Origin of the sequence: Ancylobacter defluvii, from assembly GCF_018390605.1 — a bacterium.
GTDB lineage: Bacteria > Pseudomonadota > Alphaproteobacteria > Rhizobiales > Xanthobacteraceae > Ancylobacter > Ancylobacter defluvii.
Genome location: NZ_JAHBGD010000025.1, coordinates 1 through 17627 on the forward strand (window position 1 = coordinate 1; position 17627 = coordinate 17627).

The 17627-nt window shown below is 65.0% G+C and carries 16 protein-coding genes and 3 pseudogenes; 12 read left to right on the forward strand and 7 right to left on the reverse strand.

Going from position 1 to position 17627, the window contains the following annotated elements; all coding sequences use genetic code 11:
- Window positions 1-366 (reverse strand): annotated as a pseudogene (locus KHC24_RS20610) (NADP-dependent malic enzyme); the annotation flags it as partial.
- Between the two features lie 135 nt (window positions 367-501).
- A complete protein-coding gene (locus KHC24_RS20615; RefSeq protein WP_213365231.1) occupies window positions 502-1848 on the reverse strand; it encodes a dicarboxylate/amino acid:cation symporter in 1347 nt (448 codons plus the stop codon).
- A gap of 115 nt (window positions 1849-1963) precedes the next feature.
- On the opposite strand from KHC24_RS20615, the gene KHC24_RS20620 reads away from it, so the two are divergent.
- The 6 genes and pseudogenes from KHC24_RS20620 to KHC24_RS25190 form a co-directional block, all read left to right on the forward strand.
- The gene (locus KHC24_RS20620; protein WP_246547357.1) at window positions 1964-3955 is read left to right on the forward strand and encodes a sensor histidine kinase; all 1992 of its coding nucleotides are present in this window, start codon (window positions 1964-1966) and stop codon (window positions 3953-3955) included.
- Window positions 3955-5286 (forward strand): sigma-54-dependent transcriptional regulator, encoded by a 1332-nt coding sequence (locus tag KHC24_RS20625; RefSeq protein ID WP_213365232.1) that lies wholly within the window; start codon window positions 3955-3957, stop codon window positions 5284-5286. Before KHC24_RS20620 ends, KHC24_RS20625 begins: the two co-directional genes overlap by 1 nt.
- 546 nt (window positions 5287-5832) lie before the next feature.
- Window positions 5833-6204 carry a phage integrase central domain-containing protein gene (locus KHC24_RS25655; RefSeq protein WP_213365233.1) on the forward strand — a complete coding sequence of 124 codons (372 nt, stop codon included), beginning with the start codon at window positions 5833-5835 and terminating at the stop codon, window positions 6202-6204.
- A 98-nt stretch (window positions 6205-6302) separates the two neighbouring features.
- Window positions 6303-6482, forward strand: a complete 180-nt coding sequence (locus KHC24_RS20635; RefSeq protein ID WP_213365234.1) for a DDE-type integrase/transposase/recombinase — start codon at window positions 6303-6305, stop codon at window positions 6480-6482.
- Window positions 6483-6587: 105 nt separating this feature from the next.
- Window positions 6588-6824 (forward strand): integrase core domain-containing protein, encoded by a 237-nt coding sequence (locus KHC24_RS20640; RefSeq protein ID WP_213365235.1) that lies wholly within the window; start codon window positions 6588-6590, stop codon window positions 6822-6824.
- A 55-nt stretch (window positions 6825-6879) separates the two neighbouring features.
- A pseudogene (locus KHC24_RS25190) lies at window positions 6880-7058 on the forward strand (DUF4172 domain-containing protein); the annotation flags it as partial.
- Between the two features lie 141 nt (window positions 7059-7199).
- Here KHC24_RS25190 and KHC24_RS20645 read toward each other — a convergent pair.
- On the reverse strand, window positions 7200-7808 hold the full coding sequence (locus KHC24_RS20645) for a tyrosine-type recombinase/integrase (RefSeq protein WP_246547361.1): 609 nt from the start codon (window positions 7806-7808) through the stop codon (window positions 7200-7202).
- 253 nt (window positions 7809-8061) lie between these two features.
- On the opposite strand from KHC24_RS20645, the gene KHC24_RS20650 reads away from it, so the two are divergent.
- The gene (locus KHC24_RS20650; RefSeq protein ID WP_213365236.1) at window positions 8062-9321 is read left to right on the forward strand and encodes an AGE family epimerase/isomerase; all 1260 of its coding nucleotides are present in this window, start codon (window positions 8062-8064) and stop codon (window positions 9319-9321) included.
- Between the two features lie 191 nt (window positions 9322-9512).
- Here KHC24_RS20650 and KHC24_RS20655 read toward each other — a convergent pair whose 3' ends face one another.
- Genes KHC24_RS20655 through KHC24_RS20665 form a run of 3 tightly spaced genes read right to left on the reverse strand, consistent with a single transcriptional unit; the run spans window position 9513 to window position 12190 of the window.
- Window positions 9513-10505, reverse strand: coding sequence for a carbohydrate kinase family protein (locus tag KHC24_RS20655; RefSeq protein WP_213365237.1), 993 nt, complete (start codon window positions 10503-10505; stop codon window positions 9513-9515).
- A complete protein-coding gene (locus tag KHC24_RS20660) occupies window positions 10502-10945 on the reverse strand; it encodes an RbsD/FucU family protein (RefSeq protein WP_213365238.1) in 444 nt (147 codons plus the stop codon). The genes KHC24_RS20655 and KHC24_RS20660 overlap by 4 nt, the downstream gene beginning before the upstream one ends.
- Window positions 10946-10948: 3 nt before the next feature.
- Window positions 10949-12190, reverse strand: coding sequence for an ROK family transcriptional regulator (locus KHC24_RS20665; protein WP_213365239.1), 1242 nt, complete (start codon window positions 12188-12190; stop codon window positions 10949-10951).
- Window positions 12191-12406: 216 nt separating this feature from the next.
- On the opposite strand from KHC24_RS20665, the gene KHC24_RS20670 reads away from it, so the two are divergent.
- The 5 genes from KHC24_RS20670 (at window position 12407) to KHC24_RS20690 (ending at window position 17100) form a co-directional block, all read left to right on the forward strand.
- Window positions 12407-13456: a sugar ABC transporter substrate-binding protein gene (locus KHC24_RS20670; protein ID WP_213365240.1), complete on the forward strand. Its 1050-nt coding sequence runs from the start codon at window positions 12407-12409 to the stop codon at window positions 13454-13456.
- A gap of 161 nt (window positions 13457-13617) precedes the next feature.
- Complete coding sequence (locus tag KHC24_RS20675; protein ID WP_246547363.1) at window positions 13618-14718, forward strand: ABC transporter permease; 1101 nt, start codon at window positions 13618-13620, stop codon at window positions 14716-14718.
- Window positions 14715-15536, forward strand: a complete 822-nt coding sequence (locus KHC24_RS20680) for an ATP-binding cassette domain-containing protein (protein WP_213365241.1) — start codon at window positions 14715-14717, stop codon at window positions 15534-15536. The genes KHC24_RS20675 and KHC24_RS20680 overlap by 4 nt, the downstream gene beginning before the upstream one ends.
- A 294-nt stretch (window positions 15537-15830) precedes the next feature.
- Window positions 15831-16058 (forward strand): DUF1127 domain-containing protein, encoded by a 228-nt coding sequence (locus tag KHC24_RS20685; RefSeq protein ID WP_271180690.1) that lies wholly within the window; start codon window positions 15831-15833, stop codon window positions 16056-16058.
- A 181-nt stretch (window positions 16059-16239) separates the two neighbouring features.
- Window positions 16240-17100 carry an oxygenase MpaB family protein gene (locus KHC24_RS20690; protein WP_213365243.1) on the forward strand — a complete coding sequence of 287 codons (861 nt, stop codon included), beginning with the start codon at window positions 16240-16242 and terminating at the stop codon, window positions 17098-17100.
- Window positions 17101-17109: 9 nt separating this feature from the next.
- Here the strand turns inward: KHC24_RS20690 and KHC24_RS20695 are convergent.
- Window positions 17110-17602, reverse strand: a pseudogene (locus KHC24_RS20695) (DDE-type integrase/transposase/recombinase); the annotation flags it as partial.
- Window positions 17603-17627 lie beyond the last annotated feature (25 nt).

The window sequence follows — 17627 nt, forward strand, 5'->3', positions numbered from 1 at the left end:
ATGGTCGATCTCGAGGGCGCTGATCTCGATGTCGAACACGTCGATGCCGGCGAATTTCTTGAACAGGACCGCCTTGCCCTCCATCACCGGCTTGGAGGCTTCCGGCCCGATATTGCCGAGCCCGAGTACCGCCGTGCCGTTCGAGACCACCGCGACAAGGTTCTGCTTGGTGGTCAGTTCGGCGGCCAGCGACTTGTCGGCGGCGATCGCCTCGCATACCGCGGCGACGCCGGGCGTGTAGGCGAGCGCCAGGTCGCGCTGGTTGGCAAGCGGCTTGGTCGGCTGGATTTCAAGCTTACCCGGACGCGGAAGCCGGTGATACGTCAGCGCAGAAGCACGCAGAGCATCCGAGATGTAAGACGACATAGACGCTTCCCCAGCCTCGTCACGCCACACGCGGCGGCAAGGTCATGCAATCGGTAAAGGAAAAAAGCGGCGCGCGGGCCGCGAACAGGATCACGCCGCCCAAATGAGAGCGGCGTGATCGACAGTGCCGTCGCCTTATTCGGCCGCAACCGGCAGCGGGGCGAGTTCTTCCTCTTCCGAGGGCAGGTCCATAGGCTGGCCGGCAAGAGCGGCGCTCAGACGGTTGCTGTCGAGTTCGCCTTCCCAGCGAGCCACCACCACGGTCGCCGTCGCATTGCCGATGAAGTTGGTCAGCGCGCGGCATTCCGACATGAAGCGGTCGATGCCGAGGATGAGCGCCATGCCGGCGACCGGCACCGCGGGAACCACCGAGAGCGTCGCCGCCAGCGTGATGAAACCGGCGCCTGTGATGCCCGCCGCGCCCTTTGAGGAGAGCATGGCGACCAGCAACAGCACGATCTGGTCCTGCAGGCTGAGGTCGATGCCGGTGGCCTGCGCGATGAACAGCGCCGCCAGCGTCATGTAGATGTTGGTGCCGTCGAGATTGAAGGAGTAGCCGGTCGGGATGACGAGACCGACCACCGACTTGCGGCAACCCGCCTGCTCCATCTTCTCCATCAGGCTGGGCAGCGCGGCCTCGGACGAGGAGGTGCCGAGCACCAACAGCAGCTCTTCCTTGAGATAGCGGATGAGGGCGACGATGGAGAAGCCATTGTAGCGTGCTACCGCGCCGAGCACGATGAACACGAACAGGAAGCTGGTGATGTAGAAGGTACCGACCAGCATGGCGAGATGGGCGATCGAGCCGATGCCGTACTTGCCGATGGTGAACGCCATCGCGCCGAAAGCGCCGATCGGCGCCGCCTTCATCAGAATCTCGACCAGGCGGAAGAAGACCTGCGAGGCCGAGTTCAGCACGTGCATCAGCGGTTCGGCACGCGGACCGACGCCGGCCATGGCGATGCCAAACAGAACCGCGAAGAAAAGAACCTGGAGAATATCCCCGGACGCAAACGCGCTTACCGGCGTCGTCGGGATGATGTTGCTCAGGAAGCCGATCAGGGACTGTTCGTGCGCCTTGGCGGCATAGTCGGCCACGGCCTTGGCATCGAGCGAAGCCGGATCGATGTTCAGGCCCGCGCCGGGACGCACCACGTTGGCGACCACGAGACCGATGATCAGCGCCAGCGTCGAAAAGGTAATGAAATACAGCATGGCCTTGCCGGCGACGCGGCCGACCTTGCCGAGATCGCGCATGTTGGCGATGCCGGTCGCGACCGTCAGGAAGATGACCGGAGCGATGATCATCTTCACCAGCTTGATGAAGGCGTCGCCGAGCGGCTTCATGTCTGCGCCGAGGCTGGGATAGAAATGGCCAAGCGCTACGCCCGCCGCGATAGCGAAGAGCACCTGAAAGTAGAGCTGCTTATAGAATTTGCGCGGCGCGGCTTTCACCGGGCTCGGGCTGATGGCGTAGGCCATTGGCGTCCTCCTAGTGGATCCGTCGTCGCCTCATTGAGTGGGCGGCGTTGGGAGCCGGGATCGATGGATCGGGAACGGCGTCTACGCGCCGTACGCCGACTCCTGCGCAAGGGGCATGCCAGATGCGCGCCTTTCGCGGCTCGATCGTAACACTCTGATTTTTAATAGATATTTATACCACAAAAAATGCCGACTCGACACGAAGTGCGAAATACCGCACAAGTGGGCTTGCAGAATGTGCGAAAAATCGCACACTGGGAAGATCGCTGTGCGATTATTGAAACGTCTCGGCAGTCCTCGCCTGATCAAACGGTGGCGCCGCCTCGCCTGGCGTGCCGTCCCGCTGCTCGCGACGGCGCTGCTTCTGGTCGCGCTCGACCAGATCGCCCGCTATGGCGCCGAGCGCTGGGTGCTGGTCCAGCTTCGCGCCGACGCGCAGGCCGCCGCCGAACTGCGTGCGGCGGTACTGCGCAGCGAGATCGAGAAGCAGCGCTCGCTGCCGGTGGTGCTGGCGCAGGACCCGGACGTGCGCGCGGCCCTTTCGGAGCACAACCCGGTGATGCTGCGCGCACTGGACGCCAGATTCGAGACGCTGGCCGCCGGCACACGCGCAAGCGTCATTTATCTACTCGACTCCAAAGGCATCACGCTCGCGGCAAGCAACTATCGCGAGCCAACCTCGTTCGTCGGCAGCGACTATTCGTTCCGCCCCTATTTCCGGCACGCCATGGCGGAGGGCGCGGCCGAGCACTTCGCCTTCGGCACGGTGAGCCGCCGGCCGGGCCTATATCTGACACGGCGGATCGACGGCGAGGACGGACCGCTCGGTGTCATCGTGGTCAAGGCGGAGTTCTCCGGGGTCGAGGATGATTGGCGCCGGCTCGCCGGGCCAACCTTCGTCACCGACACACGCCATATCGTTCTGGTGACCAGCGTACCGGGCTGGCAGTTCCGCGCCATCGCCGAAATCACCAACGAGGAACGGGTACGGATCCGCGCCAGCCTCCAATTCGGCGATGCCTCGCTCGATCCGCTGCCGATCGTGGTTGAGGGCGACGACCAGGTGCGCGTGACGATGCCGGACGGCGGAGCGGAGCGCGTGTTCGTCGAGGCCGCCGCCCCGGTACCCAGCACCGGCTGGACACTTCATGTTCTGGAGCCGATGGCGGCTACCGCCAACGTCGCTATCGCCGCGGCGCGAGTGCTGGCGCTGCTCGGCGGCGCGCTGCTGGTCATCGCGCTCGCGTTTGGCTGGTATCGCCGCCGCCGGGCGTTGCAAAAGCGCCGGCGCGAAGAGCGGGCGCGGCGCGAATTGGAGCGGCGGGTGGAGGAGCGCACACTCGAACTGAGCACCGCCAACGACCGGCTGCGCGAGGAGATGGACCAGCGCCAGCATGCCCAGTCGGCCCTGCAGGGGCTTCAGGATGAACTGGTGCAGGCGAGCAAGCTCGCGGTACTCGGCCAGATCGCGGCCAGCGTCGCTCACGAGGTCAACCAGCCCGTGGCGGCGATCCGCACCTTCGCCGAGAGCGGCGGGCTGCTGCTGGCACGCGGCGATACTTTGAGCGCGGGGGGCAATCTCGCCACCATTGTCGGGCTGACCGAGCGCATCGGCGTCATCACCGGCGAATTGCGAGCCTTCGCGCGCAAGACGCCGGGCCATCTCGGGCCGGTATCGCTGCGCGAGGCCATGGAGGGCGCGATGCTGCTGCTCGGCCACCGGCTGCGCGAGCAGGACATCACACTGGAGATCGACCTGAGTGCCGGCGATATACTGGTGGTGGCCGAGCGGGTGCGGCTGGAGCAGGTGCTGGTCAACCTGTTGCAAAACGCGCTGGAGGCGTTAACCGGCCAGACTGGCGGGCGGATACGGGTAGAGGCGCGCGCCGAAGGCGGCAACGCCGTGATCACCCTCATGGACAATGGTCCCGGCCTGCCGGATGCAGTGCTGCAGGCACTCTTCATGCCCTTCACCACCACCAAGCCGGCCGGGCTCGGACTGGGGCTGGTGATCTCTCACGACATCGTCGCCGAATTCGGCGGCTCGCTCGCCGCCGCCAATCGCGACGGTGCGGTCTTCACTCTCATACTCCCGCGAGTGCCGTAATGGATGTGGCCTTCATCGACGACGACGACGCGCTGCGCGCCGCCAACACTCAGGCGCTGATGCTGGCAGGCTATGCGGTGGCACCCTACCATTCCGCCGCCGCCGCGCTCGCCGAGCTCGACGCCTCGTTCAGCGGGATCGTGGTGAGCGACGTACGCATGCCGGGCATGGATGGGCTCGAACTTTTCCGCCGCCTGAAGCGCATGGACGCCGACCTGCCGATCGTCCTTATCACCGGCCACGGCGACATAGCGATGGCGGTGGAGGCAATGCGGGAAGGTGCCTACGACTTTATCGCCAAGCCATATGCGCTCGACCGGCTGCTCGGGGCGGTGCGCCACGCGCTGGAGAAGCGGCGCCTCGTGCTCGACAATCGAGCGCTGCGGCAGGCGGCAGAGACGGCAAGCGTCGACATGCCGTTGCTCGGCACCACGCCAGTGATGGAACGGCTGCGCCAGACGCTGCGCCAGATCGCTGACGCCGATATCGACGTGCTGGTGGAAGGCGAGACTGGCAGCGGCAAGGAAGTGGTGGCGAGCGCGCTGCACCGCTGGAGCCGGCGCATGGCGCGGCCGCTGGTGGCGGTCAATTGCGGGGCCGTGCCGGAAACCGTTATAGAGAGCGAACTGTTCGGGCATGAACCCGGTGCCTTCACCGGCGCCGTGAAGAAGCGGGTCGGGCGCATCGAGCATGCCCATGGCGGCACGCTGTTCCTCGACGAGATCGAGGCGATGTCCCCCGCCTTACAGGTGAAGCTGCTGCGGGTACTGGAGGCGCGCGAGATCACCCCGCTTGGTACCAACGAGATCCGCAAGGTCGACATCCGGGTCGTGGCGGCCTCGAAGGTCTACTTGCAAGAGCTGGTGCGCCGCGGCAGCTTCCGGGAAGACCTGTACTATCGCCTGCACGTCGCAGCGGTGCGCATCCCACCGCTGCGCGAGCGCAAGGCCGACGTGCCGCTGCTGTTCGGCCATTTCCTAGGCCAAGCCGCTAAGCGTTTCCGTCGCCCGGCGCCGCTCATCACGGCTGCGACCCGCGATCATCTCGCCAACCACGACTGGCCGGGGAACGTGCGCGAACTCGCCCATTATGCGGAGCGGGTCGCGCTTGGCCTCGCCGACGACATCCCGCCGCCGGCGTCGGCGGAGGACGACGCATCGACCGCCAGCCTGCCCGAGCGGATGGAAGCTTACGAGGCGGCGCAGATCCGTAACGCCCTCGCCGCCACTCATGGCGACATCCAGGCAACGCTGAAGCGCCTCGGCATCCCCCGCAAGACGCTGTACGACAAACTGCGCCGTCACGATATCGATCAGGGTGCCTATCGTTAAGCCAACTTGCTAGGCCATGCACTGCCGCATCAATGCGACTTGAAGGCACGAAGCGGCGGCGCAGCGCCCTCGTATTCCGCGACCTTGGGATCGATGCCGATGACCTCGCACATACCCGCGACGAGCTACCTGATTTGCTTCGGCGGGTGCTTCTTCGCTTTCCGCGCGTACGGGACAAGGTCTTCGACCCCCCACATATGCACTTTTCCGGCAACGATGAGGAAGCCGCCAGATGAAGCATTCATAGGGGTTTTCCTTGCAATTGGCCGCGCTGGCAAAACCGGAGCGGAGTGCGAATTTCGCGCGCGGAATAACGCGCGTTTTCCGGGGCGGTGGGACCGCGCATAAGGGGAGAGTTGCATACAGTTCCTATGTCGCCCACCGGCAATAGTCGCGGGAGGATCGGCCGTTGCTCACCAGCACGCGCATGGCGGCACAGATCCGGCACATGCCAGACCCAGGAGAGCGGCAGAGAAAGACCCGTCGGTCGAAAAGCAGCGCGCTCGACATCGCCACGTCGATAGATCGGAGAATACGTTCGAGCGCTTGGCGCGCGACTGGCACAAAATGTCAGCACCCCAGTGGACCGAAACCCACTGCTATGACGTGCTCCACTCCCTTGAGCGTGACGTGTTTCCGACGCTCGGCAACCGCGAGATAGGAGACATTTCGGCGACCGACGTACTCGACGTGCTGCGAGCGATCGAGGATCGACCGGCCATTGAGACGGCGAAGCGGGTCCGCCAGCGCATATCCGCCGTGTACTACGACAAGCCGGCCATCCGCATCAACGACACCGCGCTCGTCGAGACGATGGCGGCGATCTCCGAGAGCTTCGAGGCTTATGGCTATCGCCGGATGCAGGCAGCGCTGCGGCATCGCGGCCTGATCGTCAATCACAAGAAGATCGGCGATTGATGCGCGAGCACGGCCTCCAGCCTCGACGGCGTCGGCGCTAGATCGCCACCACCGATAGCGATCACGAGTTGCCGACCTTCCCGAACCTGGCGAGGGACATGATTCCCGACGGGCCGAACCAGCTCTGGGTGGCCGACATCACCTATGTCGCGATCACCATCGGCTTCGTCTATGTCGCCGTCATCCTCGATGCCTGGTCTCGCAAGGTCGTCGGCTACGCCATCGGCCGCTCGATCGACGTCCGGCTGACGCTGGCCGCCCTGCGCACAGCTATCTAAAAGCGAGGACCGCTACCCGGCTGCATCCACCACACGGACCGCGGCTCGCAATACGCGGCTGGACGCTACCGGCAAGCCCTCGCCGAACATGGCCAGGTCGGATCGATGGGGCACCGCGGCAATCCCTATGATAACGCTAAGGCCGAGAGCTTCATGAAAACGCTCAAGGTCGAGGCCGTCTATCCGATGGCCTATGAGACGTTCGACGATGTCGCTGCCGACCTTCCGCGCTTTATCGATCAGGTCCACAATGCCAGCCGACTGCACTCCGCGCTCGGCTATCTCAGCCCTCAGCAGTTCGAGGATCAACACGCCCGGCTCTCGGTCAAAACCGCAGCCTGATCCTGTCTACCAGCAGCGGCGAACTCCAATCGGGGGGCAACTTTGCGTGCCGTTTGACAAGGTGATCGCCCGGCGTTTCCGTGAAGGCCCCGGTGGCTTCTGAGCGCGGAGAACTACATCGCGATCACCGGCACCTCACGTCCGACCACCACGCGCGACCTGCACGATCTGGTCGGAAAAGGCGCCCTGACGCGAGCCGGTGAGCTCCGCTATACGCGCTACCATCTGAATTTGACGGGAATCGCTTGGAAGCCATGGTTCCATGAGCAATGTGGCCCAATACTCGAGGACTGGCTTGGGTGCCACGGCAAGCGTCGCTGATATGCCGAATGCGCCAGCGGCACCGGCAATCCCTAGAATTGCCAGTGCCAAACCTCAGATCTCCGTTTGCTCCGATAGACTCCAGGCATCGTCGACTTCGATCCCGAGATACCGCACGGTGCTTTCGAGCTTGGTGTGACCGAGCAGGAGCTGGCAGGCACGCAGATTTCCGGTCCGCCTGTAAAGAATGGAGAATTTTGTTCGCCGTAGGCTGGGCGTACCGTAATCCCCCGGGTTGAGGCCGATCAGGCCGACCCATTGGTCGACGAGCCGCCCATACTGCCGACTGGTGACGTGTCCTCCGCTGTGGCTGCGGCTCGGCCAAAGCCAGTCGCTTCCCTTTGCGCGCCGGATTGCGAGCCACGCAGCGAGTGCACCCTTCGTCGGTTCGGTGATCTCGAAGGCAACCGGCTGGCCGGTCTTGTGCTGGACGACCAACGATCTCGCGCGAATGCCGCTGCCGGAGAATACGTCGCCGACCTTCAGTGTGACCAGATCGCAGCCACGCAATTTGCTGTCGATGGCAAGGTTGAACATGGCGAGATCGCGCACCCGATTGGCAATCTGCAGCCGCGTGCGCAGCGCCCAGATATGCTTGGGCTTCAGGGGAGGCTGGCGAAGGGACTGTAACGAGCTACGACCACATAGCGTGATCGACAACAAGCCGCCGATATCGCTCCTCAATCGGCCCCCGCCAGGCAGCCCGCGGTGACCGATGTTCCCTTGGAAGAAGGCCAGAAGGCCGGTCCAACGTTGGGGGCAACGTCAGACGATATTCGCGTTACTGTTAGCGCCAACCTGGCTCACTGATAGAAAATGCACTGCAAGCGGCGCCAAATTGCCACATTTATTGAAGAGCCCAGTCATCAATTCAGTAGTATCGTGCAAATTCTCTCAGATTCTATCGCTGGCACCCATGACGAACGACATTAAGTCTCCTTCTTTCCAGAAATGGACGGAGCATGCCTATCACCGCAATTGGCTTCTGGCACAGGCAAACGGCCTGTTCGAGTTTTTCCAGCACAATTCGATCAACCCCAAAGGCGGCTTCTACGACCTTGACGACATCGGCCGACCTCTCAATCCCGTCGGCCAGGTCCGCCCGATTCATATCGCTGCGCGCGCCGTGCATTGCTTCGCCATCGGCACTTTACTAGGGCGCCCCGGTGCGTCTGCCGTGGTCGACCACGGCATGGAGTATATTTGGAACCATCATCGAGATACCAGGAATGGCGGCTATTTCTGGTCGCTCGACGACAATGGACCTGTTGATGCAAGCAAGCAGGGTTACGGTCATGCCTTCGTTCTGCTTGCGGCTTCCTCTGCGAAGACCATAGGCCACCCGCTCGCCGACACCATGCTTGCCGATATTACGGACGTCCTGAACACCAAATTCTGGGAAGACAGACACAACGCCATCGTCGAGGAATTTACCGCTGACTGGCAGGCGCTCGGCCGCGACGATTACCGTGGCCAGAATTCCAATATGCATCTGACGGAGGCGTTAATGGCCGCCTTCGAAGCGACCGGCGACCTCAGCTATCTCAGCAAGGCCGAGAGCATTGCCGACCTCATCATACGTCGCATCGCCGGTGGCGTCGGCTGGCGCGTGGCCGAGCATTTCAGTGCCGACTGGGATCTCGACACGCATTACTATCATCCGAACGAGATGTTCCGCCCGGCCGGCACCACCCCGGGCCACTGGCTGGAATGGGCGCGGCTCATCCTGCAGCTTTGGGTTCTCGGCGGCCGAAAGCACGACTGGATGCCGATTGCGGCCAAGAATCTGTTCTCGCAATCGATCGTACTTGGTTGGGATGAAGAGAAGGGCGGGTTCTTCTATACGCTCGACTGGAGCGACAGGCCGGACAAGCGCAACAAGCTGTGGTGGCCCGCCTGCGAAGGCGCGGGCGCGGCGCACTTCCTCAATGAGCATCTCCCCAGCGATTTTCACGAGGAATACTACCGCAAGATCTGGGACCTGATCGAGCGCGCCTTCATCGATCACAAGAACGGCGGCTGGCACGAGGAACTGACGGAAAACCTCCTGCCCTCGCACACCCTGTTCCCCGGCAAGGGCGACATCTATCACGCCCTGCAGGCCTGCCTCATCCCCCTCTTCCCGGCAACCGGAAGCTTGACGAAGGTCATCGCCGAAGCCAACGGAAAGATTTGAGACGATTGCAGGAGATGCATGTGAGGCGGCCCGCCACCAAATGGACCCGCGCCGGCGGCCTCGGATCAGGCCCGAACCTGCAGGCATTTATACCTGGGAAGCCGCCGGACATCCGAAAGCTTCAGATCAGGCTCCGGCGGCCGGGAGAGAAACAATACCCGCGGCGGCCAAAATCACCATGTGCCAGCATTTCAGTTGTCACATAAGGCCGCAACCGACGTGCCGGGCAAGACGGCCTGCGCGCTCAGCACCGCCTCGATGTCCGCGCGGCGAGGCAGGTCGGCACCACGGCGGGTGATTGTCACCGCCGCCGCCGCCGTCGCATAGGTGAGCAGGTCGCCGATCGCCTCGGCGTCCAGCACCGCGATAGCGGCTTCGTCGAGCCGGCCGGTGGCCGCGAGGTGGGCGAGCAGCGCGGCATGGAATGTGTCGCCGGCGCCCACCGTGTCGCGCACGCTCACTTCGCGGCCGGGCACGCTTACCGTGCCGCCGGCGCTGAAAGCAACCGCCCCCGCCGCACCACGGGTGATCACTACCAACCGGGCGCCAAGGCCCAGCCAGTAGGCGGCGGCATCGGCAAGCGAGATGCCTTCGCCCAGGGCGGTACGCACGTCCTCGTCGCTCGCCTTGACGATGGTGGCGCAGCGATAGAAGCGTTCGGCGGCGATACCCCAGCGCTTCATGTCGCGCACCACGGTCGGGCGCACATTGGGGTCGACGCTGATCACACGGCGGCCCTTCTCGCGTTCCGCCAGCAGCGCATAGGCCGAGCCTACCGGCTCCACTACCATTGTGTAGGAGCCGAAAGTGAGCGCGCGCACCTCGTCCGGCAGTTGCGGCGGCAGGTCCTCCGGCGTCAGCGAGCGGTCGGCCGCCGCCTCGCCGTGGAAGGAATAGCTCGGCTGCCCGTCCGGGGCGGTGGCGATGGCCGAGAGGGTGGATAGCCGGTCGGTGCGCACGATGAAGCGCGTATCGACCCCCTCGCGCTCGAGAATGTCGGCGAGCAGCACGCCGAAGCGGTCGCGCGAGATGCCGCCGAGAAAGGCGGCGCGGGCGCCCTGCCGCGCGAGGCCGATGGCAACGTTGAAGGGCGAGCCGCCGGCGACCGCGCGGGACGGCATCTCGGTGCCCTCCGGCGGGCCGACGAACAGGTCGATGAGCGCCTCTCCGCAGACCAGTATCATGCCGTGGCTCCCTCCGGCCGAATGACGCCCTTGCGCAGGATGATGTTGCCATAGAGCCGCCGCTCGCCCGAGGCGACGACGGCGTAGGCGGCCCGGATGCGTTCGTAGAACGGCTCGCCGGGGATCGGCACGAGCCGGAAGCCGGGCTCGCGGCGATCGATGATCTGCTGGAACTCGACGAACACCTCCTCCAGCCGCCCGCAATCGCCATGGGCGCACGGGCGGAAGGCGGCGTGCTCGACCGCGGCGTCGAGCGGCATCAGCGACAGCATCGCGTCGAGGATCGCCGGGGCGGAATGTCCGTCCATACGGATGAGACGCCGAGCATGGGCGTCGGCCGGATAGTTGGCGTCGACGATAGCGATTTCGTCGCCATGCCCCATAGCCCGCAATGTCCTGAGCAGGTCGGGGGCGATGAGCGGATCGATGCCCTTGAGCATGGTCTATTCCTTGAAGAGGACGTCGAAATCGCGCGCGAAGGTGGCGAGCAGCGGCAGTGCGGCGCCGCCAATGGCGCGGGCGTCGCGTCCGACCGAGCCCTCCACCACCACGGCGTCGGTAAGGCCCTGCTGGTCTATGGCAGAGAGCCGCTGGCGTGTCCGCTCGACCAGGCGTTTCCGCACATCGGTGGGAAAGGCGCCGTCGATCACGATCGCCTCGAAATCGATCACCGACAGCATGGCGGCAATCGCCTGGGCGAGGCCATCGGCCGCTTCGTCCACCCACTCCTCCAGCGGCGCGGCGAATTTCGACCAGTCGTCCGGGGACAGCCAGATGTCGGTGCCGGGAAGGCCGCGGGCGATCAGCCGTCGCTCCAGCCGGTAGATCGAGGCGGTGCGGATCAGCTGCTGCAGGCTCGTCGTGCCATCCGCCTCGCGCCGCAGGATCGGCATCGAGCCGAGCGCGCCGGCATTGCCCGAGTGGCCGGGGAACAGGCTGCCGTTGAGCACGATGCCGCCGCCGATGAAGGTGCCGATATAGAGATAGGCGAAGTCATGGAACGCCGCCCCGCGGCCGAAGGTCAGTTCGGCGGCGCAGGCGGAGGTGGCGTCGTTGCACATGCGCACCGGCCAGTCCGGGAACAACTGCTCCAGCTTCCGCGTGACGTCGAAGCTCCGCCAACCGGCGAGCGCGCCGGGCGGAGTCTCGAGGTCGGCTTCCCAGTTCCACAGCTCGAAGGGCATGGCGACGCCGATGCCGGTGACGCGGCCGCGCTGCTCCTCGGTGAGCACGGCGGTCAGCCGGGGAATCTCCCGTTCCGCGAAGTCCATCAGCGTCTGCGGCAGCGGATAGGCGTAGGTGAGGCGGGCGCGGGCGCGGATGCCGGCGGTGAAGTCCATCAGCACCAGATCGGAGGAGCGCCGGCCGATCATCAACCCGAGGCCGAAGGCGCCGTCCGGGTTCAGCGAGAACGGTACCGAGGGCTGGCCGATACGCCCGCGCTGGCGCTCGCCGGCCGTCAGCAGGCCATCCGCATGCAGCCGGTTCATGATCACGGTGGTGGTCTGGGTAGAGAGGCCGGTCAGGCGGGCAATATCGACCTTGCCGAGCGCCCGGTGCCGGCGGATCAGCGAGAGGATGACCCGCTCATTGTAGAGCCGCACGCCGGTCGGGTTGGTGCCGCGGCCGGAAGGGGAGAGCGGCACGGATTCGTCCGGAATCGGAAAGGACGCCGTCTCCTCCATGCTCCTTGCGCTCCTCGCCGTCTTGTTCTCGCGCTGCCGCTTCATCGGGCAGGTCTATCGTCGAAAGGATGAGGCAGGCAAGCCGGGCCTGTCAATTATTAAATCTGAGTGATTTATTTATTGACAGAGGTGCGACGCTGCGGCTTCATGAAAGCGTCAAAGAGCACGTCGCGGGGCAAACCTGCGCGATTTCACATCGCCCCAAGGGAGGGAAGAATGCGCCGCTCGTTCCGGCATCACCTCGTTTTCTCGGCTGTTTCCGCCGTCGCGCTCGCCAGTGCCACGCTTGCGGGCGCCGGACTTGCCGCCGCTGCCGACAAGCCGATTGTCGGCATCATCACCAAGACCAACACCAACCCCTTCTTCGTGAAGATGAAGGAGGGCGCGCAGGCCAAGGCCGACGAGCTCGGCATGGAGTTGCGCTCCTTCGCCGGCAAGGTTGACGGCGACAACGACTCGCAGGTCGCGGCCGTGGAGAACCTCATCGCCGCCGGTGCCAAGGGCATCCTGATCACGCCGAGCGATTCGCGCGCCATCGTGCCCTCCATAGAGAAGGCCCGCGCCGCCGGCATTTTGGTCATCGCCCTCGATACGCAGCTCGATCCGCCGAATGCCGCCGACGCCACCTTTGCCACCGATAATTTCCTAGCTGGCGAGATGATCGGCCAATGGGCGGCCAAGACGCTGGGCGAGAAGGCTGGCGCGGCCAAGATCGCGCTGCTCGATCTGAGCGTGAACCAGGTCTCGGTCGACGTCTCCCGCGACCAGGGCTTCATGAAAGGCTTCGGCATCGATCTTGCCGATCCGGCGGTGATCGGCGACGAGAAGGACAAGCGCATCGTCGGCCACGACACCACCCTCGGCAACGAGGAGGGCGGCCGCAAGGCGATGGAGAACCTGCTCCAGAAGGACCCCGAGGTTTCGGTGGTCTACACGATCAATGAGCCGGCGGCGGCCGGCGCCTACGAGGCGCTGAAGTCGGTCGGCCGCGACAAGGACGTGCTGATCGTCTCGGTCGATGGCGGCTGCCCGGGCGTGCGTAACGTCGCCGACGGCGTCATCGGCGCCACCTCCATGCAGTTCCCGCTGCTGATGGCATCCAAGGGCATCGAGGCGGTGAAGGCCTTTGCCGACACCGGCGCCAAGCCGCAGGCTACCCCCGGCCTCGACTTCGTGAACACCGGCGTCGAGCTCGTCACCGACAAGCCGGTCGCCGGCATCAAGTCGATCCCGTCCTCGGAAGCGCTGAAGAAGTGCTGGGGCTGATCGCTCTCCGCGCTGCCCCCCAGGCGGCGCGGATGGTCTGACATTGTGCCGCCCCCGGCGGCACGGATCGTCAATGTGAATCAACCGAGAGGCTCCCGCTGGGTGCCTCTCCCGGCCCTGTGCGTCGCCAGCGCGAAGCCGGTCTGCGGGAGGGTATGGCGATGACCGATGTGAGCAGTTCCGGCGCGAACCCTTCGGGTCCCCCGGCGATGCAGGCTTTCGAGCAGGTACTCGAAAAGCGCGACAGCCGTGTTGCCGAGTTCGACGTCGCGCCCAAATCGCCGCTTCAGCGCGTGCAGCATTTCCTGCACGCCAATCCGACGGCAGTGCCGGCCATCGTACTGCTGCTCGGCATTACCGGCTTCAGCCTGATCGTAGGCGGACGCTTCCTGTCGTCCTTCAACCTGTCGCTGATCATCCAGCAGGTGACGATCATCGGCATTATCGGCATCGCCCAGACGCTGATCGTCATCACCGCCGGCATCGACCTCTCGGTCGGCGCCATCATGGTGCTGTGCTCGGTGGTGATGGGCAAGCTGGCGGTGACCATGGGCGTGCCGGCACCGCTGGCCTTCATGATGGGCATCATGGTCGGCGGCGGCTGCGGCGCCATCAACGGCGTGCTGGTGACACGGCTGAGGCTGCCGCCCTTCATCGTCACCCTCGGCACCTGGTCGATCTTCTTCGCGCTGAATCTCTGGTACTCCGCTTCCGAGACCATCCGCTCGCAGGATGTCGCCAAGGCGGCACCGTTCCTGCAGTTCCTTGGAACTCCGGTGGACGTGCTCGGCGCCCGCTTCACCTATGGCTCCTTCTTCCTGCTGGGGCTGGTGGCGCTGGTCTGGTACGTGCTCAATCGCACCGCCTTCGGCCGGCATCTCTATGCGGTCGGCGACGATCCGGCGGCAGCCGAACTCTCCGGCATCCGCACCCGCAAGGTGCTGTTCACCGTCTATGTGGCGGCGGGGGTGATCTGCGCGCTTGGCGCCTGGGCGCTGATCGGGCGCATCGGCTCGGTGAGCCCGCAAGCCGGCCAGACCGCCAATCTCGACAGCATCACCGCGGTGGTGATCGGCGGTGCCAGCCTGTTCGGCGGACGTGGCTCGATCATCGGCACGCTGATCGGCGCGCTCATCGTCGGCGTGTTCCGCAACGGCCTCGCGCTCTCGGGCGTCGATGTGCTGTGGCAGGAATTCACCGTCGGCATCCTCATCATCGTCGCGGTCGCCCTCGACCAGTGGATCCGCAAGGTGTCGGCATGATCACGCAATCGACTCTCACGGAACTGAAGCCCTCTTCCCAGCCCGCCACGCCCGTCCTGTCGGCACGTGGTCTCGTGAAGCGCTACGGACGGGTCACCGCCATGGACCGCGCCGATTTCGATCTCTATCCCGGCGAGATCCTGGCGGTGATCGGCGACAACGGCGCCGGCAAGTCTTCGCTGATCAAGGCACTGTCCGGCGCTCTGATCCCTGACGAGGGCGAGATCCGGCTCGACGGCGAGGTGACGAGGTTCGGTTCGCCGATGGACGCCCAGCGAGCCGGCATCGAGACGGTGCACCAGTCGCTGGCGCTCTCACCCAGCCTGTCCATCGCCGACAATATGTTCCTCGGACGGGAAATCCGCCGTCCCGGCATGCTCGGCTCGGTGCTCCGCATGCTCGACCGTCCGGCGATGCAGAAGATCGCCCGCGACAAGCTCAGCGAGCTCGGGCTGATGACGGTGCAGAGCATCAACCAGCCGGTGGAGACGCTCTCGGGCGGCCAGCGGCAGGGCGTGGCGGTGGCACGCGCCGCAGCCTTCGGCTCGCGCGTCGTCATCATGGACGAGCCGACCGCGGCGCTCGGCGTCAAGGAATCGCGCCGGGTGCTGGAGCTGATCCTCGACGTGCGCTCGCGCGGCCTGCCGATCGTGCTGATCAGCCACAACATGCCGCATGTGTTCGAGATCGCCGACCGAATCCATATCCACCGGCTCGGCCGCAGGCTCTGCGTCATCAACCCGAAGGACTACACCATGTCCGACGCGGTGGCCTTCATGACCGGCGCCAAGGCTCCAGCGGAGGAACTGGCGGCCTAGGACAGGATGAACACGGGGCGCTTTCCCGCCGACCTGCCGTTCCAGCCGATCGGAAAGAGTTTCGGGGGCCGGCAACCTCCCCGTCCCCCGAGATCGTGGGCCGTCTCCCGCCGACCCGCGTGGTGCCGCCGACCCGCTCGCGTCAAAGCGGGTCGGCGGACTTTTTGTCCGGCTTTCCTTGTCCGATCAGAACGCATGGCTCCGGCGCGGATTTCGCGCTTCTGCGATGCTGCACCGCACACTATCCTCCCGGATACTTGCTGCTACGCAGCATGAGCATTCGGGAGGACTATCGTGCAGATCGATCAGATCCGCATCGCCTTGTGGACGGCCTTCGCGCGGCACCACATCTATAAACGGGTCGCGACCGAGCTTGCGGCCTATTCCGACCGTCAACTGGCCGATTTCGGCCTCGGCCGTTACGACATCCCGGCCTTTGCCCAGCGGGCGGCCGACAAAGCGGTTGAAGCCACCCCGGCGGCGGCGCGGCAGCCGCATTTGCACTTCATCCACGCCGGCTGAGACTGTTCCGCACGTATGGCGGCTCAGCTATCTCACGGTCTGGAGGGATCTCGGTCGCGCGATCGCCTCCAGATGGTGAGTTTAGGACTGCTACCATTGACGCCGGAAGCTATCGTCGCGGCAGGCGGCAAGATCACAGGGCGAGCAGGGGATTGAACACGGGCCCATTCGCGAGAAGACATTGATCGACATTCGCAAGGCGATAGAGCGCAACATTCGACAGATAACCGGCGCCGGGGTGATCAATTTCGATGAACCGCCGGGCGATCCCGGCCTGTTCGGCCCCGAGTCCGTTGCGTGGAAAGTGCACGCGGATTTCGTGCCGATGATCGTCGGCGGGGTCTCGGCGCTGATGACCCAGATGCTCCACCCTCTCGCCATCGCCGGGGTGTGGGACCATTCGAACTTTCGCGCCGACGTCATGGGCCGCTTGGCGCGCACCGCCCAGTTTGTCGCCGGCACGACCTATGCTGCCAGGCCGACGGCCGAAGCACTCGTCGGGCGTGTGCGGCAGCGGCACATGAGCGTGGCCGGTAAGGATGCCTCCGGCCGGGAATACCGAGCGGACGATCCAGCCCTGCTGACCTGGATCCATGTGGCCGAGGTATCGGGCTTTCTGGCGGCCTATCGCACCTTCGTCGATCCGAGCATGAGCGAGGCGGAGCAGGACCGTTACCTGCGCGAAATGACCGTCATCGCCGAGATGCTGGGCGCGCGGGACGTGCCGGTCACCTCCTCGGCTGTCGACCATTATCTATGCGGGATGCTGCCGCAGTTGCGCTTCGACCAGCGCACGCGAGACGTGCTGGAGGTGATTTCGACCGCTCCGGTCCAATCCCCCGTGCTGGGTGTGTTTCGCCGTTTCGTGATGAGCGCCGGCACCCAGCTGATGCCGCTTCCGGTGAGAGACTTGATCCCCCCGAGCGAGCGACATCGTCTGGTCGGGGCGGTCCGGCTGACGACATGGGCGACGCCCGTGGGTCGCTGGGCGCTGCGAAACGGCGCTGCATCAAGGGCACGGCGGCGCGCGGCGGCGAAATAGTCCGGCCCGCGCCGGCAGCCAATCCCGGACATGGCGCCTCAGGTCGTCGATCGAGGCGTAGTTGAAGGCGCTGACGGTGGCGTCCTCGATGGTGCGGACCATGCGTTCAGCCTGGCCATTGGTCCAGGGATGAGAGGGCTTGGTGAGCCTGTGCTCGATGCCGCTGTCGGCGCACACTTTTCCGAAGAGGTGAGCGAGGACGCCGGCCGCGGCCCTCTTGTCGTGCTGGACGAACTGAACGCCATTGTCCGTCGGCACCGTGTGGACCCTGTATGGAACGGCCCCGACAAGCGCCTTGAGGAAGCCGGCCGCCACGAGCTTCGTCGCCTTCCGGTAGATCCTGGCGAAGACCAGCCTGGAGGTGCGGTCGATGGCCACCAACAGATAGGCCTTGCCGCCCTCGTAGCGCGGTTCGGCGATGTCCCCTCGGGGTTTGCTTACAAATCACTGTCGGGCAAGGGATGTGGAAGCAACCGATCTCATGGGCATTGAACCGTTTCGGTTATTCATTGCCGCCATGCATGTGC

What these genes read in the sequence shown, in the direction of transcription:
- KHC24_RS20615 (WP_213365231.1), bottom strand. Translation starts at nt 1,848, where the DNA reads ATGGCCTACGCCATCAGCCCGAGCCCGGTGAAAGCCGCGCCGCGCAAA.
- KHC24_RS20620 (WP_246547357.1), top strand. Translation starts at nt 1,964, where the DNA reads ATGCCAGATGCGCGCCTTTCGCGGCTCGATCGTAACACTCTGATTTTT.
- KHC24_RS20625 (WP_213365232.1), top strand. Translation starts at nt 3,955, where the DNA reads ATGGATGTGGCCTTCATCGACGACGACGACGCGCTGCGCGCCGCCAAC.
- KHC24_RS20635 (WP_213365234.1), top strand. Translation starts at nt 6,303, where the DNA reads ATGATTCCCGACGGGCCGAACCAGCTCTGGGTGGCCGACATCACCTAT.
- KHC24_RS20640 (WP_213365235.1), top strand. Translation starts at nt 6,588, where the DNA reads ATGGGGCACCGCGGCAATCCCTATGATAACGCTAAGGCCGAGAGCTTC.
- KHC24_RS20650 (WP_213365236.1), top strand. Translation starts at nt 8,062, where the DNA reads ATGACGAACGACATTAAGTCTCCTTCTTTCCAGAAATGGACGGAGCAT.
- KHC24_RS20655 (WP_213365237.1), bottom strand. Translation starts at nt 10,505, where the DNA reads ATGATACTGGTCTGCGGAGAGGCGCTCATCGACCTGTTCGTCGGCCCG.
- KHC24_RS20660 (WP_213365238.1), bottom strand. Translation starts at nt 10,945, where the DNA reads ATGCTCAAGGGCATCGATCCGCTCATCGCCCCCGACCTGCTCAGGACA.
- KHC24_RS20665 (WP_213365239.1), bottom strand. Translation starts at nt 12,190, where the DNA reads ATGGAGGAGACGGCGTCCTTTCCGATTCCGGACGAATCCGTGCCGCTC.
- KHC24_RS20670 (WP_213365240.1), top strand. Translation starts at nt 12,407, where the DNA reads ATGCGCCGCTCGTTCCGGCATCACCTCGTTTTCTCGGCTGTTTCCGCC.
- KHC24_RS20675 (WP_246547363.1), top strand. Translation starts at nt 13,618, where the DNA reads ATGACCGATGTGAGCAGTTCCGGCGCGAACCCTTCGGGTCCCCCGGCG.
- KHC24_RS20680 (WP_213365241.1), top strand. Translation starts at nt 14,715, where the DNA reads ATGATCACGCAATCGACTCTCACGGAACTGAAGCCCTCTTCCCAGCCC.